Raw genomic sequence first — 25,706 nt, forward strand, 5'->3', positions numbered from 1 at the left:
GTGTGAGCGCGGCGATCATGCTCGTGGTAATGGGTTTCGCGGGCTCTCCTTGGCACGCAAGGGCTTCCGACTGTCGCTTGAGGACTTCGGGCGCGCCGGGACCGGTGATTCCGGACGGCGCCCGGCGCGGAGGCCCGTTCACACACAGCGACGATCACGTTCCGACGCGGTGCCCGATGACGCGAAAGCCACTTTCGCAACGTTCAAGGTTGCGAAAGTGCCTTTCGCAACGCGGGTACTGAGGCCGCTCAGCCGACGTTCCCAGAGCCGGAACTCACGTGCCCGGAGCCGGATCTCCTGTGTCTGAAGCCGGATCTCGCGTGTCTCGGGACGGATGATCGAGTTCCGCCTTCAAGCACGCGAGTTCCGGCCCCAAACACGCGTGTCACGTCAGGAAAGCACCAGCGGCACCTGAGGCGACGGACCGTCCGAGAGCGGGATCTGGAACCGCTGCGCCAGGTACGCGGCCACCGAGTGGAACAGCGGCGCGGCCGAGAGTCCTTGCTGCAGGGTGGCGTCCGGCGCGTCGAGCCGGATGCCGACCACGAAACGCGGGTTGTCGGCGGGCAGGATCCCGGCGAAGGTGATGTTGTACAGATGGTTGCTGTACGTCTTCGTCTGCGGGTCGACCTGCTGGCCGGTGCCCGTCTTGCCCGAGATCTGGTAGCCCTCCAGCGCCGCCTTCGGCCCGGTGCCGCTCTGCTGCCCGCGGCCCTTCTGCGTCACCGCGCGCATCATCTCGCGTACGGTCTTCGCCGCCTGCGGGCTGATGACCTGGACGGTCTTCGGCGCCGGCTCCGGGACGAGGGTCCCGTCCGGGTTGACCTTCGCCTTGACCACCCGGGGTTCCACCCGCAGGCCGTCGTTCGCGATGGCCTGGTACATCCCGGCCATCTGCACGACGGTCATCGAAAGTCCCTGCCCGATCGGCAGGTTTCCGAAGGTCGTGGCCGACCACTGGTTGCGCGGCGGCACGACACCGGGGCTCTCACCCGGGAGGCCGAGCCCGGTGCGCTGGCCGAGGCCGAACTTCTTCAGCAGATCCGCGTACCGGTCCTCGCCGAGTTTCTGCGCCAGCAACAGGGTGCCGACGTTCGACGACTTCGCGAAGATGCCGGTGGTGGTGAACTGCTGGGTGCCGTGGTGCCAGGCGTCCTTGACGATCTTGTCCGCGACCTGCAACGAACCCGGCACCGGCAGGGACGCCTCCGGCGTGGTGATCCCCGCGTCGATCGCGCCCGCGGCGGTGACGATCTTGTTCACCGAACCGGGTTCGAACGGCGTGGTCACCGCGCGGTTGTTCAGGTTCTCCGTCTCGCTGCGCGAAGCGGGGTCGTTGAGGTTGACGGTCTTGTCGTTGGCCAGCGCGTAGACCTCGCCGGTCTTCGAGTCCAGGATGACCGCCTGGCCGCCCTTGGCCTTCGACTTCGCGACGTAATCGCTCAGCTGCCGCTGCAGTTCGTACTGCAGGTCGGTGTCGATCGTGAGCTGCAGGTCCGAACCGGGGACGGCGTTCTGGATGTCCCGTTCGGTGCCCGGGATGACGAGATTGTCGTTGCCGTTCCGGGTGTTGACGATCTTGCGGCCCGGTGTTCCGGCGAGATCGTTGTCCCGCGAGGCTTCGAGACCGTAACCACCGTGCAGGTTGTGCTTGGAGACGTCCTTGTCGTCGGTGCGCCAGTTCGCGTAGCCGACGATGTTCGCGCCGACCGAGTCACCGGGATACTCCCGCTTCGAACGCTTCTCGACGCTGATCCAAGGGTATTCCTTGACGATCGCCTCGGCGACCGACGGTTCGATGTCGTGGACCAGGTAGGTGAAGCCGTCCGGCTTGTGGAACTTGTCCAGCAGTTCCTGCTCGGTGATCACCCCGGGCAGCTTGGCCGCGATCAGCTTCGCCGCGCCCGCCACCTCGGACTCGAAGTTCTTGCCCTTGGTCGGGTTCTTCGCGGCGAAGTCGTCCATCGTCTTGTGGAGCCAGTTCAGGCTCACCGCGAGCGTCCGCACTTCGACGCTGAACGCGATCTTCGTCCCGTTGCGGTCCAGAATGGAGCCGCGCTGCGCGGGACTTTCGATCACCGACGTCCGCTGCCGTTCCGCCGCCTCGGACAGTGCTCCGGCCTCGAACCACTGCACCTGCACCAGTTTGAGGCCGGCGAGCACCATCACGACGATCAGCAGGATCCGGACACCGGTGAACCGGCTCCGGTTCCCGCCGTTGCCCCGGCGGGCGGTGGCACGACGGGTCCCGGCGGCGTAGGTCCGCCGCGCGCTCCCCGCCGACCGGGCCCTGGCCTGAGCCGGGCGGCCGGGCGACATCACTGACCTCCCTGCGCCGGGGTCGCCGCGTTCTCCTGCGGCACCGCGGGCTGGTCGCCCTCGTACGGGGTGCCCTGCTGCGTTCCCTCGGCGGGCGGGGGCGCCGTCGATTCGGCCGAGGCGGCGGGCGCCTCCCCTTCGGCCTTCTTCGGCTCACCGACCACAGTGGACTGTCCATCCGGGCCGACCACGATATGCGCGGGGTCGCCGCCGGGCACCATGCCCAGTTCCCTGGCCTTGGGCGCCAGCGACGCGGGCGACTCGGCCTTCGCGACCTCGCGCTGCAGCCGTTCCTTCGCCTCGGCGAGCCCGGCGTTGGTCGTGCGGAGCTGTTCGAGCCGGTACGAATCGGCGATGGCCTGCGTGGTCAGCCACAGCGTGCATGCCACACCGACGGCCAGCATGCCCATCATCATCAGCACGAACGACGCGCGCGAACGCGGCCAGCGCAGCTTGAGCTTCTTCTTTGGCTCTTCCTTGCCCGCGCCGCCTTCCGCGTCGGGACGGTTGCGCTGCTGGTCTCGCTGCAGCAGGTCGGCGCGCTGGGCACGGCGGGCGTAGGCACGCTCGGCCGCCGACGTCCGGCCACGGGAGGCGCGGGACGTCGTGGTCTCGGTGGTGTCGGTCGCCTGGTCGGTGGTGGCGGTCGCGCGGGCACGCCGTCCGGGCGGCGGTGTCCGGCGGCCGCGGGACTTCGCGGGAGCGGTCATCGTGCTCGGTCTCCGATCCGTTCGGCGGCCCGTAGCCGCACGGAGGCGGCCCGCGTGTTCTGTTCGGTCTCCGCCTCGCCGGCCTTCTCGGCCCCTCTGGTGAGCAGTTTCAGTTCCGGGCCGTGGCCCGGCAGTTCCACCGGAAGCCCTTCCGGCGTCCGGGATTTCGCCAGTTCCGCGAAGGCCTGCTTGACCAGCCTGTCTTCGAGGGACTGATAGGACTCCACGACGATGCGGCCGCCGACGGCCAGGCAGGACAGCGCCCTCGGCATCGCCCGCCGCAGCACTTCCAGTTCGCCGTTGACCTCGATCCGCAGCGCCTGGAAGGTGCGCTTCGCCGGATGCCCGCCGGTGCGCCTGCTCGCCGCGGGGACCGCGTCGTACAGCAGTTCCACCAGCCGTCCGCTGCGCGTGAAGGGTTCCTTCTCCCGTTCCGCCACAACGGCTTTGACGATCCGCTGGGCGAACCGTTCCTCGCCGTAGTCGCGCAGGATCCGGATCAGCTCGCCGGGGGCGTAGGTGTTGAGCACGTCGGCCGCGGTGAACCCGGTGGTCGGGTCCATGCGCATGTCGAGCGGGGAATCCTTGGAATAGGCGAAACCACGCTCGGCCCGGTCGAGCTGCATCGAGGAGACCCCGAGGTCGAACAGGATCCCGTCCACTCTGGACAGTCCGAGACCCTGCAGCGCGGACGGCATCTCGTCGTAGACCGCGTGCACGAAGTCGACACGATCACCGTGCCGCGCAAGCCGTTTCGCGGAAAGCTCCAGCGCGTTGGGGTCACGGTCGAGGGCGACCAGGCGCAACCGGGGGAACGCGGTGAGCAGCGCGTCGGAATGACCGCCGAGCCCGACGGTCGCGTCGACCAGCACGGCCTCGCGGTCGGAGAAGACCGGCGCGAACAGTTCGACGATGCGGTCGAGCAGCACCGGGACGTGCTCGTGTTCGTCTGCCATGTCTTCCCCCCTTTCCTGTAGTGCCGGGGAAGATGCCGGATGCCGTCAGGTCCCTGTCCGCCCGCCTGCTGACCTGGTACCGGGGAAGGTGTACCAGGGCCACTGAGCGGACAGAGGCCTCACGGCATCCGTGTGGACGGTTCCCGGCGTGTCCGAAGCGTGAACCCGCGCCCCCCGACGGCGTGGGTGCTTCCTCGGTCACGTCTAGAAGACGCCCGGCAGAACTTCCTCTCGAGCCTTCGCGTAGCTGTCCTCGTGTTCGTCCAGGTAGCCCTGCCACGCTTGGGCGTCCCAGATCTCCAGCCTGGTGATCGCCCCGATCACCACGCACTCCTTGTTCAGCCCGGCATAGCGTCGGAGCTCGGACGCGATCGCGATACGTCCTTGCCCGTCCGGGCGTTGTTCGTCCGTCCCGGCGAAGAGATAACGCTGATAGGCCCGGACCGCCTCGTTCGTGAACGGGGCGTCGGCGACCTTCCTCGCCATCTGCTCGAACTCGGCCCGGGGAAAGACGAAGAGACAGTGATCCTGTCCCTTGGTGACCATCAGCCCACCGGCGAGCGCGTCGCGGAACTTCGCGGGCAGCGTGAGCCGCCCCTTGTCATCCAGTTTCGGGGTGTGGGTGCCGAGGAACACCGGCTCCACCTCCCTACCGATCTCGGCTGCGAACAACCAAGCCCGGCCACGGGGCTCCCTTCTGCCCCACTGCGCACCACCGTACCCCACTTTTCACCACAGTCAACGCGGCAAAAGCCGCGACCACTCCGTCGTGTCAGACGTTTTCGCTGGTCAGCCAGGTGGGGCCTGGTGGGGGCTCGGTGGGGGACGGTGGCCAAGATCCCCCTGGGCGGGTATCGAAGCAACCTCATCCATGCCTGACACGTCCGGATATCGGCCGCCGGAACCCTGCTGTGGCGCGAAGTGGGGGTGAAAGTGGGGAATCCGGTGGGGGCCGGTGGGGACGGCCGAGGACACAGTGGAGGGTGGCGTCGGGTCATCCGATGAACCCCGGTCGACAAAGGACTCCGTCCCGCCCTCGTGAGGGTTCGGGAGGCGTGTCGCGAAAGCCACTTTCGGGACATCAGACGTCGCGAAAGTGGCTTTCGCGACGTGATCGCCAGGGTGGTACGGGCACGGCAACGGCCGACGTTGCGAAAGCCACTTTCGCAACCTTCAACGTTGCGAAAGTGGCTTTCGCAACCCCAGTCAAGGCGGGCATCCCGAGGTCAGCCGCGGTTGCGCTTGCGACGGCGTCCGTTCATCCCGGGTGTGGCGCGACGACTGACGCCGCGCCAGTCCTTGGGCTTCTCCTTCGGTTCCGGCAGGAGCCGGTCGATGCCCTTGCCCGCGAACCAGCCGGTTACATACCCGGGGATCAGGCTCACGAAGGTGAAGAACATCCACCACCCATAGGAAAACGGCGCCCGCGGCCGATCCACGGGGACCGTGCCGTAATGAGGTGCCCCGTGCCGGCCCGCCCACCTATAGGACACGACCTCCACGACACCCGAGAGATCAGTGGACGATCCGATCGTCGTGGAAGAGACCCGCGGTTTGCCCAGCAGCTCTCGATCCCATTTGACCTCCGCCTCGCAGACATAGGTCATCCAGAGCGCCATCGGGGTGCGATGACACCCCTTGACCTGCGCCGTGCCGAACCTGTCGACGTCGTGCACCTGGCTGATTTCCAACGCGGAACCCAGCGAAGCCATGAACCACACACCCAGCACCGCGAAGACGACACCTGTGACCATCTTCAAGCCGGACCGGCTTCGACGCTTCCTGGTCGGCGGCTCGCCGACTTCGGCCCGCTCAGCCATCGTCGTCGAGCGATCCGCTGATCCGGCCGGATTTGGCCGACCCACCGTCGTATTGCTCCCGGTTCTCGGCAGCCGCCTTGCCCGCTTCCTTGCCGATCTTCAAACCCGTGTTGTCGGCGATCTTTCCCCTGACGGTGGTCTCCATACGTTCCTTCGCGGTACGGAGGTACTTGAGGTTGTCACCCTTGAGTCCGTCCAGGGTCTCGTCGCTCGCCTTGATCGCCCTGTTCGCTTCACGCCCCAGTTCTGACGACTTCCGCCCGAGCGCCCGCGCCGCTTCTCTGGCCCGGTCGCTCGATCCTTCGAACCTCTTCACGAACTTCTGGATGGCGCTCAGCAGCTTGCCCAGCTTCTTCTGGATCTTCGCCATGACCGTGACCGCATCGGCGAAGACACTCGCGGTGAAAGCGGCGACCGAGCCGCCCAAGGTGAACCACGACGACGCGAGCGCGAGCAGCGCCCGGGTTATCACATCACTGATGAAGGTGGCGATGATGTCGAAGATCAGCGCCCGCGCGGTCGCCACCACCATCCCTCCGGTGGTGATCCACCGCGCCGATTCCTTCGCTTCCGCGGCGACATCGCGGAGCGACTGGGTGTACTGCAGCGCGACGCGGCGGTAGGCGATGGCCGCGTCACCGTCCCATCCGGATGTCGTGCTCAGTGAACCTTCGTAGTCACCCGCGACGGCTTCGAGTTCGATGGCGATGTTGTTCCAGGTCTGCGCCGCTCGCTGGACCAGGTCGGGGTCGCCGGTGAGGATCTCCAGTGGTTCGCGGATGAAGTCGAGGTTCTCCATCAGCCAGCCGACACCGGCCTTGACCAGTTCTCCGAGCGGATTCAAGACCATCGACAGGGCGTCCAGCCCGACGGAGACCCCGTCCATCGCGAGCGCGAACGCGTCGATGTCTTCGTCGGGCTTCGGGTTGAGAGTGCCCACCAAGCCTTCGATGCTGTCGCCGAGACCGGAGCCCTTGAAGTACTTCTCGTCGTCTTCCTTCTTCGCGATCAGCTCTTCGCTCACAGCTTCTTCCCCAGGTCCCGGCCGAGCTGCGCCGCGTCGTCGTCGATCTTCGTGTAGTCCGTGGCCGCCTTCCTCAGCGCATCGGACAACGCGTCGCCGAGATTCGCCGCGCTGGTCATCAGCTCGTCCGCGTCACCCTGGGCCAGCTGAAGGACACCGCCGACGGGCACCGCGCACAGCAGGCCATAGCCCTGGAAGCCGCCCATCCCGACCTGGTTCGCCGCCGAGGCCGCGCCGCGAATGCGGTCGGCGAGGTCGGTGACCTGGTCCGCGTGTGCTTTGAGGCGTTCCGGCGAGACGCCGTATCCCGGCCCGCTCACGAGCGGCCGGTCCAGTCGACGTGCTGGAAGTCCTCGCCGTCGTCCTCATCGGACACAGGACGGGGCGGCCGGGGTTTAGCGGGCGGCGGTTCGGCCGGGACGCCGAAGCGTGCGGAGTCGTCCGGTTCCGGAGCGGGCTGCGTTTCTTCCCTCGGCGGCAGGGTGCTTTTGATGAAGTCCACCGCGTCGGAGTCTTCGCCGGTCAGCCCGGCCATGATCTCCAGCGTCCGGTCCGCGGCCCGCGTCGTCGCCTTGCGGTAGGTACTCATGATCAGCGACGCGAGCTGGGCGGGCGGCCGCTCCTGCGCCTGCGGGGACAGCGAGAGCGACGTCAGTCCCCCACCGGGGTTGACCGTCACGGTGACCAGCCGGTCCGGGCTGCTCAGCGTGACGACGTTGTTCTCCAGATCGGCCTTCGCCTGTTCCGCCTTGGCGAGCAGAGCGGCGCTGCGCCGCTCCTGTTCCCGCATCCACTCCTGCGGATCCCGCACGTGGCCACCGAACGGCACGGTCATTCCGAAACCCCCACTTCCCGAAGGCCCCCTCAGGCTTTCGACTCGTCACAACCTAGCGGTCCGGGTCCAGCAGCGAGGCCAGTCGCGCGGCCAGCCGGGGACCATCCACAGGGGACACGTTCACCCACGCCTGCCCGCCGCGGCCCTCGGTGCGCGCCGCGCAGTACGCGCCGACGTCGGTGTCGAACCAGGTCAGCCCGCCCGCCCGGTGCGCCCGGCCGTCGCGGTCGCGGGTCCGGACGGTGAACTGGCCCGCGCTGTAGACGGGCCGCGCCTGGATCGCGAGCACCTCGCGCAGCTGACCGTCCGAAGCCGACGATCGCCCGCCCTCGCCGAACACCGGATCCTCCAGGGCGTCGCCGAAGCGCGCCGCGGGCAGGCTGATGCCGTAACCGGGGCCGGGCCGCAGTTCGGGCAGGACGTCGACGATCGCCCCGAACACCTCGCCGTCGCCGATCCCGGAGAGCGCGATGGTCTGCTCGGGTTGCGTGGCCAGCACGCCGTGCCGCCCTCGCGCGGCCGCGACCGCGCGGAAAGGTGCCGGAGCCGTCATATCGGCCAGCGCCTCGCATTCGACGTAGACCTCGGCGCGCGCGAGCAGGTCCAGCCGCGCTTCCAGGGCGGCGTCGAGCCGGTCCCCGTCATAGAGGCCTCGTTCGGCGAGGTTGTCGTAGACCGCGCCGCGGATCTCGGCGCGTTCCGCTTCCGTGGCGCCGACGCTGCGCACGGACAGCGGCCAGGGCGGGGCCGCGTGTCCCAGATCGGTCCAGAGGACGTCGAACGCCGACGCGGAAACGCGGATCAAGACCGCCCCAGCTCGGGCGGCTTCCCGAAGGAGACCCGCGGGGTCAGCGAACGCAACGAGGCATCGCGGGTGTTCATGACGTCGACGGCCTTGCGGCGGGCCTCTTCGGCTTCCGCGTGCTTGGCCTCCATCTCGTCGGCGAGCGCGGCCAGGAGCGCGAGGTTCCCGCCCGCCGCGGCCCCGCGGATCATCGCGCCGGGGTCGTAGTCCACCGGCGGCGGCATGTCGGCGCGGGCCCGCGCCGCGACCTCGGCCTGTCCGGACACCGCCTTCCCGAGCGAGGACGAGAGGTCCGCGGACCAGGCCAGCCAGCCGGACGCCGTCGCCAGCACCCCGCGGAGCGCGTCGCCCGCTTCCCCGCGCCAGTTCTCCTCACTGCTGCCGACCAGCCCGGCCAGTTCCGACGTCGCGTCCTGCATGCGCCGCGCGAGCGCGTCCCAGCCGGCTCCGATACCGCCCGCGGCCTCGGGGTCGTTGCCCGCTTCGACTTCGGCGGCCAGCGCTTCGTGGCTGTACGCCTCGTATCGCGTGGCCGCGACCGGGACCTCTCGTCCCGGCGTCTCTCCTTCAGGCACGGCACCTTCTCCTAAGGCAGTTTGGGTTCGGCCAATCCCGCCACCGTCACCGCGCGCTCGCAGGCGAGCGGGGTGTCGGTGAAGTTCGTGTTGCTCACGTCGATCTGGACACTCGCCTTCTCCCCCATGCCGAGCAGGACCGCGCAGGTCCCGTCGGCGGCCTTCTTGTCAGCGACCTTCAGCGCGTTCCGGCCGCCGACCTTGGTCTTGGTGGCGGTCTTGCGCGCGACCTCGAGATCCGCCAGGCCGTTCTTCTCGTCCACGGTGATGGTGACGCCGAACGTGGCGGGCACCGTCCAGTCGCAGGCGCGGGCGCCGTTGATCTCCTTCGCGACGCCGAGCACGTTGATCCCGGCGGTCGACCTGTCCTTCGGGTCGAGCAGCGTGCACGGATCCACGCCGCGATCCGGCGCGGGCGCCGAGGACGAAGGCGCGGGAGCCGGGGCACCGTCGGCGGCCGGAACCGGCGCCTGGCCTGCGGCCCCCTGCCCGCAGGCGGACACTGTGAGGACGACCAGGACGCCGAGCGCGGAAAGGCCGGACTTCATGGGGTCAGCCGCCGACACAATCCACATCCGCCGCCGCTTGTTCATCCTGTCGGGTGTACTTCGCCAGCGCCTTCTCGATCCGGTTCTTGAGCGCCTCGAGTTCCTTGCCGAACGCGGTGAGCGCCTCGACCGCGGAGCCTTCGGTGCCGATCCCGTACTGCGCCATGAACTTGCCGACCTCGTCCGCGTATCCCCCGCCGAGGGGAACCGTGCGGCCGAGCACCTTCGCCTCGCGGACCATCTGGCCGACCACGTCTTGCAGGGCGGAGATCTTCACGTGGGCGTCGGCGGCCAGCTCCGGCGCGACCGCGAACCCGCTCAGATCGAACCGTGGCTTGGCGGTACTCACCTCGCTCATAAGCGATTACGCCTCTCCGTAGTCGAGCGACCTCGCACCGGAGCATACGACAAAACAAGGCGTCAGCGGGAGCACCCGAAAACGCGCTCACCTCACCCGATCGAGGTAAGGTCTCTGGTTGCACAGAGTCATCGACTGGGGTTGGCGGGGTTCCCCCCACGAGTTCGCCCGAGTTTGACACACTTCGTGGGAGGCTGACCGCTACCCGGGGGACTGCTCGGGCCTTGAAAGCTGACCTTCAGCAGGATCCAGCGGACATCCAGCCACGCGGCATCAGGAGGTCGAGTGACGTCGAGAATCCAGTCTGCGACGCCCGGCGAACACCAGGGCGAGCAGGCAACCGGGCAAGCGCCGTACCCCACGGGCGCCGGCTCGGTCAGCGGTCGGCAGAACGGCCGGGAGGCCAGAGCGTCGCTGGACGAACTGCACGAGACCGCGCGGCGGATCGCCGCCAACGTGGAGCGGGTACTGGTCGGCAAACCCGACGTCATCCGCATCGCGCTCGTGACCCTGCTCGCCGAAGGCCACCTCCTCGTCGAAGACGTCCCCGGGGTCGGCAAGACCTCGCTGGCGAAGGCGCTGGCCCGCTCGATCGACTGCACCGTCAGCCGGATCCAGTTCACCCCCGACCTGTTGCCCAGCGACGTCACCGGGGTGTCCATCTACAACCGGCAGAGCGGCGAGTTCGAGTTCCGTCCCGGTCCGGTGTTCGCGAACATCGTGGTCGGCGACGAGATCAACCGCGCCTCGCCGAAGACGCAGTCGGCCCTGCTCGAATGCATGGAAGAGCACCAGGTCACCGTCGACACCTCGACCTACCACCTCGAAGAGCCGTTCATGGTGATCGCCACCCAGAACCCCATCGAGATGGAGGGCACCTACGCGCTGCCCGAGGCCCAGCGGGACCGGTTCACCGCGCGGGTGTCCATCGGCTACCCCGACCAGCAGGCCGAGCTGGCCATGGTCGACGAGCACGCCGGGCACAACCCGCTGGCCGACCTCGAGCCGGTCTCCGACCGCGAGTCGGTGCAGCGGCTGATCGAGACGGTGCGCTCGGTGCACATGTCGCCGGAGATCCGCCGGTACGCCGTCGACCTGGTGGCCGCGACCCGTCAGGTGCCGGAGATCCGCCTCGGTGCCTCGCCGCGGGCGACCCTGCAGCTGGTCCGCGCCGCCCGCGCGCAGGCCGCGCTCTCCGGCCGCGAGTTCGTCGTCCCGGACGACCTGCACACGGTCGCGGTCCCGGTGCTGGCCCACCGCATGGTGCTCACCACCGAGGCGCACGCCGCCCGCCGGTCGGCCACCGACGTGGTCCGCGCGATCCTGCACCGCGTTCCCGTTCCGCAGGGCTCGAACCACCGCTGAGTAAAGGAATACGGGGCCATGCTGCGTGCTCTGTCCGGCCTGACCACACGCGGCCGCTGCCTCCTCGCCGCCGGCGTCGCCGCGGCGGCGTGCTCGTTCGTGCTCAACGAACGGGATCTGCTGCGGGTCGCGGTGTTCGTGATCGCCCTGCCGCTGCTGGTCGCCTTCTTCATCTCGGCGACCCGGCTGCGGCTGGGCGCGGCCCGCTCGCTGCGCCCGGAGCGGGTCTCGGTCGGCTCGCCGGGCGAGGTCCAGCTCGAACTCTGGCGGAACGGCAGGCTCCCGGCCGGTGAGGTGCTGCTCGAAGACGGCGTGCCCTACGCGCTCGGTTCGCGGCCACGGTTCGTCGTCGAACGCCTCCCCCACGACCGCCGGGTCGCGCTGCGGTATCCGCTGCAGCCGGTGCTGCGCGGGATCCAGCAGGTCGGCCCGCTGCGGGCGACGATCACCGACCCGTTCGGGCTGTGCGAGTTCGAACGTGAGCTGATCGCGCATTCCCGGCTGGTCGTCGTGCCGAAGGTGGTCGGCCTGTGGGGTCTGCCCAGCGGCGCCGGGATCGGCGCGGGCGACGACGGCAGCATCCGCCTGCACGCCGGGCAGGGCGAGTCGGACGTGATCGTCCGGCAGTACCGCCAAGGCGACGACCTGCGGAAGGTCCACTGGCGCTCGACCGCCCGCCGCGACGAGATCATGGTCCGCGTCGAGGAACGGCCGTGGCGCGGCGGCACCACGGTGCTGCTGGACCACCGCGCGGCCGCGCACCACGGCACCGGCCCCGCGGCGAGCCTCGAATGGGCCGTCTCGTTCGCCGCTTCCGTGGCGCTGCACCTGCGGCGTTCCGGGCACCGGGTCCGCCTGATCACCGAACACGGCCTGACCCTGGCCGACACCCCCGGCGAGGGTGGCGAGCACTACGACAACGTCGTGCTCGACGTGCTCGCCGCGCTCCAGCCCGCGCACCAGCGCGACATCACCCTCGGCCACGACCCGGCCGAGGGACAGGAACTCATCGCGGTGCTCGGCACCGTCAGCAACGAATCCGTGCACGAGCTGTCCCGGTACCGCCCGCGCGGGATCCGGAGCCTCGCCGTGCTGCTCGACACCCCTGGCTGGTCGTCCGGCGTCAACCGGCCCGAAAACCGTGCCGCCGCCACCGAGGAATCGGTGGCGCTGCTGCGAGCCGCGGGCTGGGGCGTCGTCGTCGCCGGTCCCGGATCGCCCATGCCGCAGGTCTGGGCCGAGCTCTGCCAGACGGCCACCCGCCGGGGCACGCTGATCGGAGGCGGCCTGTGACCGCGACCGCGCCGCCCCTGCAGCACACCCCCAAACCGCGGCCCTCCGCTCCGCCGCCCGTCTGGACGAGCAGCGTGCTCGCGCCGGTCGCCGCCGGGCTCGCCACGTTGTTCGCCTCGACCTCGCTCACCGGCGTGGTCTCCGGCTGGGCGTGGTTCGGCTACCTGCTGGTCGCCGTCGTGCTGATCGCCTCGACCGGCCTCGCCCTGCGCTCGCTGCGCGCGCCGACCATCGTCGTCGGCCTGGCGCAGCTGCTGGTGCTGCTGCTCCTGATCACCGGGGCGTTCACCACCAGCGGGATCTTGAAGATCTTCCCCGGCCCGGACGCCCTCGAAGAACTGCGCGGTGTCCTCGCCGCCGCGGCCGAGCAGATCCGCGTCGGCCTGCCCCCGGTCGAGGGCACCCCGCCGATCCTCTGCCTGATCACCATCGCGATCGGCCTGGTCGCGGTCCTGGTCGACACGCTGGCCGTGGCCGCCGCCGCGCCCGCCGCGACCGGACTGGTCCTGCTGTGCGTGTACGCCGTCCCGGCCGCGCTGGCCGAGGACATGCTGCCGTGGTGGACGTTCCTGCTCGGCGCGGCCGCGTTCGCCGGCCTGCTCGCCGTCGACGGCAACCACCGGCATCGCCGCTGGCGCAACCGGGACGCGCCCGGGCTGGGCAATTCGGCGAGCACGTTGTCGGCGCCCGTCGGCGTGGTGGCCGCCGCGATCGCGATGGGCCTGGTGATCGGCACCGCCGTCACCGGGGTCGGCACCGTCGGCAGCCTTCCCGGCGGCCAGGGTTCGGGCCGCGGTGGCGCGGGCGGCTTCGGCGTCGAGCCGTTCACCCAGCTGCGTGGCCTGCTCGACCAGGGCGAGAACGTGGAGCTCTTCAAGGTCTACGGGCTGGGCGCGGACAAGCGGCTGCTGCGCGCGTTCACGTTGGACACCTACACCCCGAACAAGGGCTGGGGGCTGGCGCAGAACGGCCGTGCCCAGCAGGGCGTGCAGGCCAACAAGGGGCTTCCGCCCGCTCCGGGTGACGACGGCGCCGGGCCCGGACGCGAGATCCGGATCGAGCCGACGAACTGGGTCGACAACTGGCTGCCGATCTACGGCGCGCCGAGGGCGCTCAACGGGCTGGCCGACAACTGGCTGTACGACCCGGTCGGCGGCGCCGTGTTCACCACGACCAAGCAGAACGCGCCCGCCTACACCGAGACCGCGTCCATCAAGGAACCGTCGAAGGACGAACTCCGGCTCGACGACGCCCGCCTGGCCGAGGTGCCGCCGCAGTTCACCCAGGTCGACCGCGTCGATCCCCGCGTGGTCGCGAAGGCCAAGCAGCTGACGGAAAACGAGTCGAACAACTTCGACAAGGCGCAGGCGCTCTGGTCGTTCTTCACCGCGCAGAACGGTTTCGTGTACGACACCAAGACCGCCGACGCCACCGACTCCGACGCGCTCGCCGACTTCATCCTCAACGGCAAACGCGGGTTCTGCGAGCAGTACGCGTCCGCGATGGCCGTGATGCTGCGGGCGGTCGGCATCCCGTCGCGGGTCGCCATCGGCTTCACCTCCGGGACGCCGAAGGGCGATCACGTCTCGATCAGCTCCGAAGACGCGCACGCGTGGGTCGAGGTCTACTTCCAGACCAAGGGCTGGGTCAGCTTCGACCCGACCCCGCTGCTCGACGGCCGCGCGGTCGTCCCGCCGTACCTGCAGAACGACGCCGGCAGCTCCACGACCAACGACACCCAGGAAGTGCCGAGCGCGCCCGCGTCGAGCGCCCCTGCCACCGGCACCCCCCGCGACCAGGGCGACGACCTCGGCGCCGACGGCGGCGCGGGCCAGCAGGAGGAAGAGCCGCTGTGGCCCGCGATCCTCGCCGGGATCCTCGGCGGGCTGGCGGCCGCGCTGACGGTGGTCGCGATCGTGCGGTCGCGGTTGAGATACCGGGCGCTGATGCGGCCGTCGTCCTCCCCGGACTCGCCGGAACCGGAACACGGGTTCCTCGACAACCAGAACGTGACGAACTGGCTGCCGCTGATCGCGATCGCGCTGTGGGTGGCGGCGTTCGCGTTCCTGGCGGCGTGGGTGTCGTGGTGGTTCGCGCTGGCGCTGGTGGTCGTCCTCGGCGGACTCGGGACGCCGACGGCGATCCGGGAGATCAAGCGACGGCTGCGGCTGCAGAAGATCGCGTCCCGCTCCCCCGCCGCGGCCGACGCGGCGTGGCGCGAGCTGATGGACGAATGCGCCGACCGCGGCCTGCCGCTGTCCGGCGGCGACACGGTGCGCGTGGCGGGCCGGAAGGTCGTCGAGAAGCACCGGCTGGACGAGGAGGGCCGCTCCGGGCTGCGGACGGTCATCGGCGTCGTGGAGCGATCGTGGTACTCGGACAAGCCGGCCGACGACCAGACGCTGGGCCCGGCCTTCGACGAGGTGCGCAAGAGCCTCAAGCGGAACGCGCCGATGTCGTGGAAGGGCCGCCTGTTCCCGCGTTCACTGCGGCGGCGGGACAAGTAGCCGACTGGGGCTGAAGGGCGCTTTCCCCGCATCTCATGCAGGGAAAGCGCCCTTCGCCGCGTCTCATGCGGGGAAGGCATCCTTCAGCCCCCGCCTGCCGGGGCATGACAACGCGAACATGCCGACAAGGCGTCGCCCTGCCGGCATGTTCGCGTGTGTGAGAGCTATTGCTCCTCGAAGCGCTGGCGGAAGCGCTCTTCCATGCGCTGGGTGAACGAGCTCCGGCGCGTGGACGACTTGCCGCCGCCACCTCCGCCGCCACCCGGGCCACCGCTGTCCTTACCGCCCTCCGCTTCGGCTCCTTGCCGAATCGATGTGACGGCCATCATGACTCCGAAGAACATCACGAGGAACCCGAGCACGCTGATCACTGGGATCTCGGCCACCCGGATGTTGACCACCACGCCGAGCACCAACAGTGCGACGCCCACTACGAACAGGGCGATGCCCTGCAAACGCCGTCGGCGGGCGGGGCGGCGCAACCGGGTGCCTCGCACCGTGGATGCGAACTTGGGGTCCTCGGCATAGAGCTCGCGCTCGATCTGATCGAGCAGCCGCTGCTCATGCTCGGAGAGTGGCATCTTTCCTCCTCCGGCACAGCTGTCGCGGGCGCCGGGCCGCGCAACGTCATGGACCCAACAGACAACCCCAGGCGGGGTGTCTCTGTCCAGGATACGAGCCCCGCGCTCGTCCGACTACCCGATCCCGTATCCAGAAGGGATCGAATTGGGCGAAACCACCCGACTCGGCTCTCCCGAAGGCGACCGAGCAGGCGATGTCACTGGTCACGGGGGGTCAGCAGTGACGCGGGCCGCACCGCGGCGGCACCGAACTTCGACCTCGCGACGTCGGCCGCGACTTCCGCATCCCGCCAACGGGGTTCGGATGATGCGAAAAGCAGCTGTTCTCCACTACTCTCCGTGTTCAAGCCCTCGACCCTTACGCCGATCAGGCGGACTGCACCCGTCGGCGCGTGCTCGGCGAGAAGCTCGACGGCCGTGCGGTGGATGTCGCGGGCCACATCCACCGGGACGGCGGTTGTCCTGGCGCGGGTGATGGTCTTGAAATCCGCGAACCGGACCTTGATCGACACCGTCCGCCCGCGAAGGCCTCGGCGGCGCAAGGTGGCGGCGACGCGTTCCGACAGCCGGAGCAGTTCCAGCCCGAGCGCCGAGCGGTCGTGGAGGTCGACGTCGAAGGTCACTTCGGCGCCGATCGACTTGTCCGGCGACTCCGGGACGACCTTGCGGTCGTCGTGCCCGTTCGCGAGGGCGTACAGATGCTCCCCCAGCGCCCGCCCGAGCGACCGCCTCAGCCTGGACAACGGGGCGGCGGCGACGTCGGCGACGGTGTCGAGCCCCTGCTGCCGCAGATGCTCCTCGGTGCGCTTGCCGACGCCCCACAGCGCCGACACGGGCAGCGGGTGCAAGAACGCGAGCGTCTCGGCCGCCGGGACGACGACCATGCCGTCCGGTTTCGCCATCCCGGACGCCAGCTTCGCGACGAACTTGACCTTCGCGACGCCGACCGAGCAGCTGATCCCGAAATCGGCGGCCACCCGCTCGCGGATCCAGGCCCCGAGCCGCGCGGGCGAGGAGTCCAGCCGTTTGAGCGCTCCGCTGACGTCCAGGAAGGCCTCGTCCAGGCTCAGCGGCTCCACCAGTGGCGTCAGCTCGCGGAAGATCCCCATGACGCCCTGGGACACCTCGCCGTAGAGCCCGGGTGTCGGGGTGATGCAGATCAGCTGGGGGCAGAGCCGTTTGGCCGTCGAGAACGGCATGGCCGACCGGACGCCGAATTCGCGCGCCGCGTAGCTCGCGGCCGCGACGACCGACCTCGGGCCGCCACCGGAGACGACCACCGGCTTACCCGTCAGCTCCGGGCGGGTGCGCAGCTCACAGGACACGAAGAAGGCGTCCATGTCGACGTGCAGCAGGCCGCAGCCGGTGTCGTCGGGCCAGGTGGTGGCCCCGGTCGTCACGCGGTAGCGGGCCATCCCTCCGGGCAGTTCGGCGTTTCGTCCCACGGGCAGACGTTAGCCCGGACCACCGACAGTTCCCCGCTGCGAGTGTCATGAAAGGGTCGTTCAGGACATTTTTCGTCCTGAACGACCCTTTCATGACATCCGGAAGGGCTCCGCGACGATCAGGCCGGACGGCGGGCCAGCAGGTGCAGCCGGCTGGCGATGTCCCGCAACGGCGCAACCGACGCCGCCGCCAGCTCGAATTCGGCCAGGTCCTCTTCCCGCACCCCGCCGGGCACGAAGTCCGCCACGACGCCGTCGCCCTGCAGCGAGGTCACCTCGAGGCCCACCTCGATCAGCTGGGCGCGCAGGGCCTCGGCGTCGAACCGCCGCAGCACGGTCTCGCGGCCGCCGCCGAGCACGCCGCTTTCGGCCGCGAGCAGTTCCCGCGCCTCGCCGAGGCGTCCGGCCAGCGCGCGCTGCAGGATCGCGGCGTGCCGGTTCGCCACCAGCACCGAGACCGCGCCGCCGGGTTTGACCGCGGCGGCCAGCGCGGCGAGCACGAGCGCAGGGTCGTCGACGACCTCCAGCAGGCCGTGCGCGAGGACGAGGTCGGCCGATCCGGCGGCGACGTGGGCTCCGAGCGCGTCGGAGTCGTCGGCGATCACCGTGATGCTTCCGGAGACGCCCTCTTCTTCCGCGCGGCGGCGCAGGGTCGCCAGCGCGTTGGGGTTCGGTTCGACCACGGTCACCAGGCAGCCCGCCGACGCCAGCGGCACCGCCCAGCCGCCGCTGCCGCCGCCGACGTCGACGACGTGCGGCTGTTGTGCGCCTCGCGCCCGTGCGGCCCGGAGTTCTGCTTCGAGAACCCGGCGAACCGCCCCCGATCCCCGCGTGGCCACGGTGTCCGTCTTCATAAACGCACAGGGTAATGCCCGCCTTCGCCGGCCCGTCGGGTGTAGTCCGATGCGGTGTTCGACACCTTGCCAAGGGGCCACCCCGCGGACTGCCCGTAGGCTGTATCGAGTGCACACGGTCGCTGTTCTCAGCCTGAAGGGTGGCGTCGGTAAAACGACGGTCGCCCTCGGTGTCGCGTCCGCCGCGCTGCGTAGGGGCGCCCGGACCCTCGTGGCCGACCTCGACCCGCAAGGCAACGCCACCACCTCGCTGGACCCGCCCTTCACCGATCGCACGCTGGCCGACGTCCTCGAGACGCCGGTGCGCTCGGTGCTCGAACGCGCGATCGCGCCCAGCGTGTGGAGCGACCAGATCGACGTCCTCGTCGGCGCAGAAGAGCTGGAGATGCTCAACGAGCCCGACGCCGACAGCCGCCGTCTGGAGAACCTCTCGCGCGCGCTCGACGAGCTGCACACGAACCCGCTGCGCGAGGAACCCTACGAACTGGTGATCCTCGACTGCCCGCCGTCGCTGGGCAGGCTGACCCGCTCCGCGCTGGTGGCCGCGGACAGCGCCTTGATCGTCACCGAGCCGACGATGTACGCCGTCTCCGGCGCCCGCCGGGCCCTCGACGCGATCGAGAAGATCCGCGAGGAGCAGAACCCGGGGCTGCGGCCGATCGGCGTCGTGGTGAACAAACTCCGGGTGCGCTCCTACGAGCACCAGTTCCGCGTGGCCGAGCTGCGGGAGAACTTCGGCCCGCTGGTGATGCCGACGGCCATCCCGGACCGGCTCGCCGTGCAGCAGGCGCAGGGCGCGTGCAGCCCGATCCACGAGTGGCACTCCCCCGGCGCGCAGGAGATCGCGCTCACCTTCAACATGGTGCTGGCGAAGGTCCTGCGGTCGAGCCGGGCCGGGCGGCATCGCGTCCGCGGCGAGGAAGAGCCCGAGACCACAGAGGCACCCGCCAAGCTGAGCGACACCGGCACGGGATAGCCGCCGATGCCCGAAGGCGACACCGTCTTCCTCGCCGGCAAGGTCCTCGACAAGGCGTTGGCGGGCAAGACCTTGCTGCGCGGCGAGTTCAGGGTCCCCCAGCTGGCCACGACGGATCTCGCCGGACGGGACGTGCTCGGCGTCGGCACCGTCGGCAAACATCTGCTGACCCGCCTCTCCGGCGATCTCACCCTGCACAGCCATCTGCGGATGGACGGCAAGTGGGACGTCTACCGGGCGGGCGCCCGCTGGCGGCATCCGGCGCATCAGGCGCGGGTCATCCTGGCCACCGAAGAGCTGCAGGCGATCGGCTTCCGCGTGCACGACCTCGAACTCGTGCCCACGGACGAGGAAGACCGTCTGGTCGGCCACCTCGGCCCGGATCTGCTCGATCCACAATGGACGGACGAGCTGGCGGAGCGGGCGGCGGCCGCGCTCGCCGCGGACCCGGACCGCGAACTGGGCGACGCCCTGCTGGATCAGCGGATCATGGCCGGGATCGGGAACATGTACAAGGTCGAGATGTGTTTCCTGCTCGGGGTCACCCCGTGGACACCGGTGTCCGAAGTGGACACGGCGAAAGCGGTGGCGCTCGGCCGCAAACTGCTGAAGAGCAACGCCTGGCGCACGTCGCAGACCACCACCGGCGACCTGCGGCGCGGCCGCGAGCACTGGGTCTACGAACGGACCAAACAAGGCTGCTTCCGTTGCGGAGGACGGCTGAAGGTCGCGCCCCAGGGCGACGGGTACCAGGCGAGGCCGACCTGGTTCTGCCCGAAATGCCAGTCCGGGCCCGCTCCCGGCGGCTAAGCTGGACCCGTGACGCCGTTCAAGCTCCCGCTCTACGGGGCCGACACCGAACGCGGCGACCTCGCTCCCTGAGCCGCCCGCTCCCTCCGCACGTCACCTTTCACTTCTCCCAGGGAGCTTTGTCATGCCCGGAATCCTCACGGGCGAGGCGCTGCCAGAACTACGCGGTCTCCCCAAGGGCGCTCCACGCCCGACGGAGACTTCACCGTCGCGCGCCCTCTTTCGGGCCGAAGGCCCACGGAAACGTTTTGCGGGGCGCCCTCCGTGCAACCGCGACACGCGTCGTGAGCTGGCGCCCTGCGGAAGGTTTCCGTCAGCGCGCGACAGACGAACACTGATGGCATGTCGACCGACGATCTCCTCACAGGGCTCGCCACCGGGCGGGCCGCGGCGCGGGCCGACCACGGGGTGGAACTGGCCTGGTGCTTCGACATTCCCGGTGAGAAAGGGGTCGTCGCGGCCGCGAGACGGTCGTGTTCGCGCTCCGCGAACGCCCCGAAGGGCTGGTGTCCTTCGGGCTCGGCGGTTGCTCGAACGGGACCGGACGACCGCGACCACGCGGTCTCCCCAAGGTCGCCCCGCGCCCGACGGAGACTTCACCGTCGCGCGCCCTCTTTCGGGCCGAAGGCCCACGGAAACGTTTTGCGGGGCGCCTTCCGCGCAGACCCGACGTGTCAGGGGCCGGCGCGCCCCGCGGAATGTTTCCGTCAGCGCGCGACAAACCAGCGGTCACGCTCAACACCGACGACCCGCCGATGTTCGGTGCCACCCTCGACGGCGAGTACGTGGCGGTGGCCGAAACCCTCGGACTGACGGCGGCCGAAATCGCCCTGTTCGCGAAGAACGCCGTGGAAGCCTCTTTTCTGCCCTCGGCGGACAAGACCGCCCTGCTGCGGGAGATCGACGAAATCTTGTTGCAGGACCCCGAACTCCTCGCATAGCGTGGCGGTACACGAGAGAGGAGGTGGTCCAAAGTTGTATTCCAACAGGACTCGTGAGGTGGCTGTCCGCTAGCGGACCCCACGCGTAGGACTTCAGAGCAGCGATACAACGCAAGTTGGAGCCACCTTCGGCTCGTCGTCTCTGCTTCGCGTGATGCCTGATAGCGAATACCAGGCAGTCACCGGGCCCCCGAGGTTCCCGAGCACCGGTCCGGCTCGGGCCCGGACGCCGATTCCCGGCGTCCGGGAGCCGCCTCGGGGGTACCCCTTATTTCCGGGGTGGGAGGACCATCCGCCGCCCCGAAGGACCGTCCGCCGCAGTTCCGCCCCCAGGAACCCCGCCGACTGGATAGCCTGACGCCATGCTGAGGCCCGATTTCCCGATCATCACCCAGCGACTGACCCTCCGCGCCTTCACGTCCGCGGATCTCGACGAACTCAACTCCTTCCAGTCCCGCGCCGACGTCGCCCGCTACCTCTACTGGGGCCCGCGCAGCCGGGCCGAATCCGCCGCCGCGCTCGCGAAACGGGTGCACAGCAGCAGCCTGTCGAAGGAAGGCCAGCTCCTCGCGGTGGCCGTCGAGCTGACCGAGACCGGGCAGCTGATCGGCGACCTGAACCTCGAGTACCTCAGCAGCGAGCACCGTCAGGGCGAGATCGGGTTCGTCTTCCATCCCGATCACCACGGCAAGGGGTTCGCCGCGGAGGCCGCCACCGAACTGCTGCGCCTCGGCTTCGAAGAGCTGGGCCTGCACCGGATCATCGGCCGCTGTGACGGACGCAACACCGCGTCGGCCGCGCTGATGGAACGCCTCGGCATGCGCAAGGAGGCCCATCTGCGCGAGAACGAGGTCGTCAAGGGTGAATGGACCGACGAACTCGTCTTCGCGATGCTCGAAGACGAGTGGAAGGCGAAGCACTAAAGCTCACCAGGCATGATGGGGCCGTGCTCTTCGACAAGATCGTCCGCCCCGCTCTCTACCGGGTCTCCGGCAGCGACCCCGAAACCGTGCACGAACGCACCATCGGCTCGCTCGCCAGGCTGAGCCGGGTCTCCCCCGCGCTCGCCGCGCTCGGCCGCGTCTACCGGACGGACGATCCGGTCACCTTCCTCGGCCTGCGCTTCCCGAACCGGGTCGGGCTCGCCGCCGGGATGGACAAGAACGGCCGCGCGCTGCACGCGTGGCCCGCGCTCGGTTTCGGCTTCGTCGAGGTCGGCACGGTCACCCGGCATCCGCAGCCGGGCAACGACAAACCGCGGCTGTTCACCCTCGCCCAGACCGACGCGGTGATCAACAGGATGGGCTTCAACAACGAAGGCGCCGAAGCGCTCGCCGCCCGCCTCGCCGCGACCGGGAAGCCGCCGGTGCCGCTCGGCGTCAGCATCGGCAAGTCCAAGGTGACCCCGCTCGACGAAGCCGTCGAGGACTACCGGTTCTCGCTGCGGGCCTTGTACCCGTACGCCGACTACTTCGCGATCAACGTCAGTTCCCCGAACACCCCGGGGCTGCGCGCGCTGCAGGACAAGTCCGCGCTCGCCGAACTGCTCGCCGAGCTGCGCGAGACCTCGGCCGAGCTCGCCGGCGACGCGAAGCCGACGCCGGTGCTGGTGAAGGTCGCCCCCGACCTCACCGACGAAGCGCTCGCGGAACTGCTGGAGGTTTGCCTCGACCACGGGGTCGCCGGGCTGATCGCGACCAACACGACGCTGTCACGCGAAGGGATCGCCCCGCCCGAAGCCGCCGTCGGCGAGCAGGCGGGCGGATTGTCCGGCCGTCCGCTCACCGCGCGCTCGGTCGAGGTGGTGCGGTTCGTGCACGACGAGACCGGCGGCAAGCTGCCGATCATCGGCGTCGGCGGGATCTTCGACGCCGGCGCCGCGGCACGGATGCTCGACGCCGGCGCCGGTCTCGTCCAGCTCTACACCGGTTTCGCCCTGCACGGCCCCGGTCTGGTCAAGCGGGTCGCCCGAGGTCTCGCGGCCCGGCCGTACTGACGAACCTGAGATAGGCACGCCAGCACTGGTACCGCGTCAGCTCCGTCGCCGTCGCGGTGGCGGCCTGGTCGCACAGGACGGCCAGCGGCGTTTCCCCGTTCTCCAGCCGGATCCGGCCCAGGACGAACGGCGCGGGCAGCGTGGCGGCGAAGGCACCGAGGGCGGCGGGCGAGAGCCGCCAGCGTTCACCCGAAAGCATCGTGTGCTCGCCCGTGGCGCTCACCGGAACCACCCCTGGCTGGGGCGGATCGGTGGGCAGCAACAACATCCGGTAGCCCTCGCCGGTCTGGACCAGCCCGGTGAACCGCGCCCCGGCGCGGACCAGGCTTCCGTTCAAGGGCTGCCCGCGCAGATGCGCGCCGAACACCACGAGATCCGCACCCGGTGCGGGATAAGGGAAATCGGCCTGTTCGTCGGTGAGCACGGCGGCCAGGTCGATGGCGACCTGGTCGTCGAACGGCCGCACCACCACCGAAACCCCGTACGGCCCGAGATCCGACGGCGACGCCGGAACCGTGACGGCGGCGAGGTCGAGCAGGTTGACGAACGCCGTGAAACGCTCCAGCCGCTTCGAGACACCGTCCGGATCGGACAACGCCTCGGAGACCTCGGGATGGTCCGCGACGGTCGGGAGCACGAGGGCGTCGTACTCGGACAGCATCCGGAGCGCGAGCATCCCGGCCTCGGCGACACGGTGCCTGTCGGCGGTGAAGCCGTCGTCGTGGATCAGCTCGCCGACTTTCAGCAGTGCCGAGACCTCCACGGTCTCCACGAGGGCGCCGGACGCCCTCAGCGCCGAAACCGCGCCGAGGAAGGCGGATCGGGACTGCAGCGAAAGACCGGTGAGCGTGTCGGAGCCCGGGATCGCCACCCGCGGCCGGTCGCCCGCCGACAGCCGGACGTCCGGCGGCCAGTCGCGGGCGAGCGGGTCGATCCCGTCGGGACCGGTCATCAGTCCCAGCGCGCGCTGCCCCAAGGTGAGGCTGCGGGCGAACAGGGCGATCCCGCCGCACGGCGCGGCGCCGGTCTTCGGCACGAGACCCAGTGTCGGCTTCAGGCCGACGATCCCGTTGAGCGAAGCGGGAACGCGGCCCGCGCCCGCCGTGTCCGTGCCGACCGCGAGATCGACGAGGCCGAGCGCGACGGCGACGGCCGCGCCGCTGCTCGCGCTCCCGGAGACCCGGGCGGTGTTCAGCGCCGCGCTCACGGCGCCGTAGGGGCTGCGCGTGTGCTCGAGGTCGCTGCCGAACCGGTCGCAGTTGGTCTTGCCGATCACGACCGCCCCGGCCGCGGTCAGCCGGGACACCGAGGTGGCGCCGGTACAGCAGACGTCCTCGCCCGCCGTGGGAAGACCGGCGACGTCGACCACGTCCGCGACCGCCACCAAGGTGCCCGCGAGCGGCAGGTCCGCCCCCGCGCGAAGCCGTTCATCGACGGCTTTCGCGTCCACGAGGGCGTCTTCCACAGGGCGGAGGGTGATCCAGACGTCGGGGCGGTCGACTTCGGCTATCCGGTCGTAGGCGGCTATGACGCGCTGGTACGAGCTGGGAGGCGGGACGGGGGTCGGCTCTGGTTCCGGGGGGAGCGTCGTCACTGGGCGTCCTTTCCTCGGTGGGGACGAGAAAGACCACTGCGCGAGATCCACTGTGTCCGGTCCGCCACCCTGGGACGCCCGCTCACGCGGGCTGGGTTCAGGCCCGGGCTGGGATGAGCACTGCGTGCATGTAGGAAACGTTAGGCATCGCGGGTTGCCGTCACCAGCGGATTCGGGTCACGCGAGCGTTTCGGTACCGCACAGTGAGCAGGTCGTTACGCAATGGAGTATTAGCGACGACGAATGAGACGATGGTCCAGGAAAGCGCCTGCTCAGACCCTACCCGTTTCCGGACCTCGCGTGTTTGAACAGCGATCTCGCGTGATCGAAGGCGGAACTCGCGTGATCAGACGGACATCATCGAGATCAGGAGAGTTCGCGCAGGGCCATGGCGAGGCCGGCGAGCTTGTCGGTCGCGTCGGAGAGGGATTCCTTGGACGACGTCATGCCATCCGAGCTCGCGGCGACGGTGTGCCCGGCGGCCGCGACGAGACCGCCGTAGCCGTCGAGACCGTCGTCGAGCTGCTCGCGCAGTTGCTTGATGGCGGCGTCGAGGGCGCCGCGTTCCCGCTCGGGCGCGGCGTCGCGGCCGCGTTCGATGGCCTGGATCCGGCCGGCGAGCCCGCGCAGGGCCTGTGCCGCCTCGGCGGCGGTGGTGCGAGCGTCCGCGACGGCGATCTCCGAGACCGGCATGGTGCCGAGCGACGTCGGCTGCGAAAGCTGGCGAAGCAGCTCCGCCAGCGAAGCCTCGCTCTCGGCGAGGCGCTCCATCGGCTCACGCGCGACCGACCGCGCCGGGGGCAGCGGCGGCGGAGTGGCGGGGGCGGCGGGCAGCACGGTGCGGTTGAGCGTCCGCAGCCGCAGCCCCGACTTCACCCCGAAAGTCCCGAAGATGACGGCGAAGGCGCCGCCCGCGATGGCCTGGAGGACGTCGGCCTGACCGTCCTTCAACAAGCCGGTGCCCGCGACGACGGCGAACAGTCCACAAAGGAAGGTGAGGAGGATCCAGAACGTCAGCGCCCGCGAGGCACGGCGTTTGCGTCGCTCCAGTTTGGCGGCGGGTTCGTTCCAGCGCGCCCATTTGGCCTTCGCGTCGGCCACGACCGGGATCTGCCCGGCGGCCATCGACGTCAGCTGCTGCGAGATCTTCGGCATGGCCGGCATCTGCGGCATCTGGGGACGCGGCCGTGAAGGCGGAGCGGGGCGCGGGGAAGAACCCTGCTCGGAGGGCGGGATGTAGCGCTGCAGCTTCTCCTGCGCGCGCTGGGCGTAGTCGGGCAGCTTTTCGATGTGCTTCTCAAGCTTGGCGGTGAACTCCCCGAAGTCCTTGCGCCTGCCCTGCCCCATGCCCTCTCCCCTGTCTTCTGGTGAGACCGGTCCCGCACCCGCGCGGG

24 protein-coding genes and 1 pseudogene are annotated in these 25,706 nt (G+C 69.9%); 8 read left to right on the forward strand and 17 right to left on the reverse strand.

The features are described 5' to 3' along the window. Window positions 1-390 precede the first annotated feature (390 nt). The 12 genes from AJAP_RS27035 to AJAP_RS27090 form a co-directional block, all read right to left on the reverse strand. On the reverse strand, window positions 391-2,319 hold the full coding sequence (locus AJAP_RS27035; protein ID WP_037343188.1) for a peptidoglycan D,D-transpeptidase FtsI family protein: 1,929 nt from the start codon (window positions 2,317-2,319) through the stop codon (window positions 391-393). Then, on the reverse strand, window positions 2,319-3,029 hold the full coding sequence (locus AJAP_RS27040; protein ID WP_038516444.1) for a hypothetical protein: 711 nt from the start codon (window positions 3,027-3,029) through the stop codon (window positions 2,319-2,321). The genes AJAP_RS27035 and AJAP_RS27040 overlap by 1 nt, the downstream gene beginning before the upstream one ends. Next, window positions 3,026-3,985, reverse strand: a complete 960-nt coding sequence (gene rsmH, locus AJAP_RS27045) for a 16S rRNA (cytosine(1402)-N(4))-methyltransferase RsmH (RefSeq protein ID WP_038516446.1) — start codon at window positions 3,983-3,985, stop codon at window positions 3,026-3,028. Before rsmH ends, AJAP_RS27040 begins: the two co-directional genes overlap by 4 nt. 204 nt (window positions 3,986-4,189) lie before the next feature. After that, window positions 4,190-4,621, reverse strand: coding sequence for a division/cell wall cluster transcriptional repressor MraZ (gene mraZ / locus AJAP_RS27050; protein WP_005156436.1), 432 nt, complete (start codon window positions 4,619-4,621; stop codon window positions 4,190-4,192). Between the two features lie 590 nt (window positions 4,622-5,211). Further along, entirely contained in the window at window positions 5,212-5,805 is a 594-nt protein-coding gene (locus AJAP_RS27055; protein WP_228694591.1) for a hypothetical protein, read from the reverse strand. Next, window positions 5,798-6,829, reverse strand: coding sequence for a WXG100 family type VII secretion target (locus tag AJAP_RS27060; protein ID WP_038516449.1), 1,032 nt, complete (start codon window positions 6,827-6,829; stop codon window positions 5,798-5,800). The genes AJAP_RS27055 and AJAP_RS27060 overlap by 8 nt, the downstream gene beginning before the upstream one ends. After that, window positions 6,826-7,149, reverse strand: a complete 324-nt coding sequence (locus tag AJAP_RS27065) for a type VII secretion target (protein ID WP_038516452.1) — start codon at window positions 7,147-7,149, stop codon at window positions 6,826-6,828. The genes AJAP_RS27060 and AJAP_RS27065 overlap by 4 nt, the downstream gene beginning before the upstream one ends. After that, complete coding sequence (locus tag AJAP_RS27070; RefSeq protein ID WP_038516455.1) at window positions 7,146-7,664, reverse strand: YbaB/EbfC family nucleoid-associated protein; 519 nt, start codon at window positions 7,662-7,664, stop codon at window positions 7,146-7,148. The genes AJAP_RS27065 and AJAP_RS27070 overlap by 4 nt, the downstream gene beginning before the upstream one ends. Window positions 7,665-7,716: 52 nt before the next feature. Then, on the reverse strand, window positions 7,717-8,469 hold the full coding sequence (locus AJAP_RS27075; RefSeq protein ID WP_038516457.1) for an ESX secretion-associated protein EspG: 753 nt from the start codon (window positions 8,467-8,469) through the stop codon (window positions 7,717-7,719). Next, a complete protein-coding gene (locus AJAP_RS27080; protein WP_038516459.1) occupies window positions 8,466-9,044 on the reverse strand; it encodes a PPE domain-containing protein in 579 nt (192 codons plus the stop codon). The genes AJAP_RS27075 and AJAP_RS27080 overlap by 4 nt, the downstream gene beginning before the upstream one ends. 11 nt (window positions 9,045-9,055) lie before the next feature. Continuing rightward, complete coding sequence (locus AJAP_RS27085; RefSeq protein WP_084098351.1) at window positions 9,056-9,592, reverse strand: DUF3558 family protein; 537 nt, start codon at window positions 9,590-9,592, stop codon at window positions 9,056-9,058. A 4-nt stretch (window positions 9,593-9,596) separates the two neighbouring features. Continuing rightward, window positions 9,597-9,950, reverse strand: coding sequence for a hypothetical protein (locus tag AJAP_RS27090; protein WP_038516462.1), 354 nt, complete (start codon window positions 9,948-9,950; stop codon window positions 9,597-9,599). A 285-nt stretch (window positions 9,951-10,235) separates the two neighbouring features. Here AJAP_RS27090 and AJAP_RS27095 point away from each other — a divergent pair, with 285 nt between their 5' ends. From AJAP_RS27095 to AJAP_RS27105, 3 genes are read left to right on the forward strand one after another with little or no spacing between them, the layout of a single operon-like run. Beyond that, entirely contained in the window at window positions 10,236-11,315 is a 1,080-nt protein-coding gene (locus AJAP_RS27095; RefSeq protein ID WP_038516464.1) for an AAA family ATPase, read from the forward strand. A gap of 18 nt (window positions 11,316-11,333) precedes the next feature. Further along, complete coding sequence (locus AJAP_RS27100) at window positions 11,334-12,608, forward strand: DUF58 domain-containing protein (RefSeq protein ID WP_037343164.1); 1,275 nt, start codon at window positions 11,334-11,336, stop codon at window positions 12,606-12,608. Continuing rightward, window positions 12,605-15,115 carry a transglutaminase family protein gene (locus AJAP_RS27105; protein WP_038516467.1) on the forward strand — a complete coding sequence of 837 codons (2,511 nt, stop codon included), beginning with the start codon at window positions 12,605-12,607 and terminating at the stop codon, window positions 15,113-15,115. Before AJAP_RS27100 ends, AJAP_RS27105 begins: the two co-directional genes overlap by 4 nt. A gap of 164 nt (window positions 15,116-15,279) precedes the next feature. Here the strand turns inward: AJAP_RS27105 and AJAP_RS27110 are convergent, their stop codons facing one another. From AJAP_RS27110 to AJAP_RS27120, 3 genes are all read right to left on the reverse strand, one after another. Next, window positions 15,280-15,696: a DUF3040 domain-containing protein gene (locus tag AJAP_RS27110; protein WP_037343159.1), complete on the reverse strand. Its 417-nt coding sequence runs from the start codon at window positions 15,694-15,696 to the stop codon at window positions 15,280-15,282. A gap of 197 nt (window positions 15,697-15,893) precedes the next feature. Continuing rightward, window positions 15,894-17,111 (reverse strand): DNA polymerase IV, encoded by a 1,218-nt coding sequence (gene dinB, locus AJAP_RS27115; protein WP_038516470.1) that lies wholly within the window; start codon window positions 17,109-17,111, stop codon window positions 15,894-15,896. 149 nt (window positions 17,112-17,260) lie between these two features. Next, on the reverse strand, window positions 17,261-17,995 hold the full coding sequence (locus AJAP_RS27120; protein ID WP_037343156.1) for a methyltransferase domain-containing protein: 735 nt from the start codon (window positions 17,993-17,995) through the stop codon (window positions 17,261-17,263). Window positions 17,996-18,104: 109 nt separating this feature from the next. Here AJAP_RS27120 and AJAP_RS27125 point away from each other — a divergent pair, with 109 nt between their 5' ends. The 5 genes and pseudogenes from AJAP_RS27125 to AJAP_RS27145 all read left to right on the forward strand — a co-directional run bounded on the left by AJAP_RS27125 (window position 18,105) and on the right by AJAP_RS27145 (window position 22,718). Continuing rightward, window positions 18,105-18,971, forward strand: coding sequence for a ParA family protein (locus AJAP_RS27125; protein WP_007029346.1), 867 nt, complete (start codon window positions 18,105-18,107; stop codon window positions 18,969-18,971). Between the two features lie 6 nt (window positions 18,972-18,977). Then, window positions 18,978-19,781, forward strand: a complete 804-nt coding sequence (locus AJAP_RS27130; protein WP_038516473.1) for a DNA-formamidopyrimidine glycosylase family protein — start codon at window positions 18,978-18,980, stop codon at window positions 19,779-19,781. Window positions 19,782-20,114: 333 nt separating this feature from the next. Continuing rightward, window positions 20,115-20,722 (forward strand): annotated as a pseudogene (locus tag AJAP_RS45370) (adenosine deaminase); the annotation flags it as partial. A gap of 362 nt (window positions 20,723-21,084) precedes the next feature. After that, entirely contained in the window at window positions 21,085-21,645 is a 561-nt protein-coding gene (locus AJAP_RS27140) for a GNAT family N-acetyltransferase (protein ID WP_038516475.1), read from the forward strand. A 23-nt stretch (window positions 21,646-21,668) separates the two neighbouring features. After that, on the forward strand, window positions 21,669-22,718 hold the full coding sequence (locus AJAP_RS27145; protein WP_038516478.1) for a quinone-dependent dihydroorotate dehydrogenase: 1,050 nt from the start codon (window positions 21,669-21,671) through the stop codon (window positions 22,716-22,718). Here the strand turns inward: AJAP_RS27145 and AJAP_RS27150 are convergent. Further along, complete coding sequence (locus tag AJAP_RS27150; RefSeq protein ID WP_038516480.1) at window positions 22,678-24,312, reverse strand: amidase family protein; 1,635 nt, start codon at window positions 24,310-24,312, stop codon at window positions 22,678-22,680. The genes AJAP_RS27145 and AJAP_RS27150 overlap by 41 nt on opposite strands. A gap of 366 nt (window positions 24,313-24,678) precedes the next feature. Then, entirely contained in the window at window positions 24,679-25,659 is a 981-nt protein-coding gene (gene pspM / locus AJAP_RS27155; RefSeq protein WP_038516483.1) for a phage shock envelope stress response protein PspM, read from the reverse strand. Window positions 25,660-25,706 lie beyond the last annotated feature (47 nt).

The organism is Amycolatopsis japonica, assembly GCF_000732925.1.
GTDB lineage: Bacteria > Actinomycetota > Actinomycetes > Mycobacteriales > Pseudonocardiaceae > Amycolatopsis > Amycolatopsis japonica.

Bases quoted from the DNA above. Each gene is read 5' to 3' on its own strand.
- AJAP_RS27035 (WP_037343188.1), bottom strand. From the start codon at position 2,319: ATGTCGCCCGGCCGCCCGGCTCAGGCCAGGGCCCGGTCGGCGGGGAGC.
- AJAP_RS27040 (WP_038516444.1), bottom strand. From the start codon at position 3,029: ATGACCGCTCCCGCGAAGTCCCGCGGCCGCCGGACACCGCCGCCCGGA.
- rsmH (WP_038516446.1), bottom strand. From the start codon at position 3,985: ATGGCAGACGAACACGAGCACGTCCCGGTGCTGCTCGACCGCATCGTC.
- AJAP_RS27055 (WP_228694591.1), bottom strand. From the start codon at position 5,805: ATGGCTGAGCGGGCCGAAGTCGGCGAGCCGCCGACCAGGAAGCGTCGA.
- AJAP_RS27070 (WP_038516455.1), bottom strand. From the start codon at position 7,664: ATGACCGTGCCGTTCGGTGGCCACGTGCGGGATCCGCAGGAGTGGATG.
- AJAP_RS27085 (WP_084098351.1), bottom strand. From the start codon at position 9,592: ATGAAGTCCGGCCTTTCCGCGCTCGGCGTCCTGGTCGTCCTCACAGTG.
- AJAP_RS27090 (WP_038516462.1), bottom strand. From the start codon at position 9,950: ATGAGCGAGGTGAGTACCGCCAAGCCACGGTTCGATCTGAGCGGGTTC.
- AJAP_RS27100 (WP_037343164.1), top strand. From the start codon at position 11,334: ATGCTGCGTGCTCTGTCCGGCCTGACCACACGCGGCCGCTGCCTCCTC.
- AJAP_RS27110 (WP_037343159.1), bottom strand. From the start codon at position 15,696: ATGCCACTCTCCGAGCATGAGCAGCGGCTGCTCGATCAGATCGAGCGC.
- dinB (WP_038516470.1), bottom strand. From the start codon at position 17,111: ATGGCCCGCTACCGCGTGACGACCGGGGCCACCACCTGGCCCGACGAC.
- AJAP_RS27120 (WP_037343156.1), bottom strand. From the start codon at position 17,995: ATGAAGACGGACACCGTGGCCACGCGGGGATCGGGGGCGGTTCGCCGG.
- AJAP_RS27130 (WP_038516473.1), top strand. From the start codon at position 18,978: ATGCCCGAAGGCGACACCGTCTTCCTCGCCGGCAAGGTCCTCGACAAG.
- AJAP_RS27140 (WP_038516475.1), top strand. From the start codon at position 21,085: ATGCTGAGGCCCGATTTCCCGATCATCACCCAGCGACTGACCCTCCGC.
- pspM (WP_038516483.1), bottom strand. From the start codon at position 25,659: ATGGGGCAGGGCAGGCGCAAGGACTTCGGGGAGTTCACCGCCAAGCTT.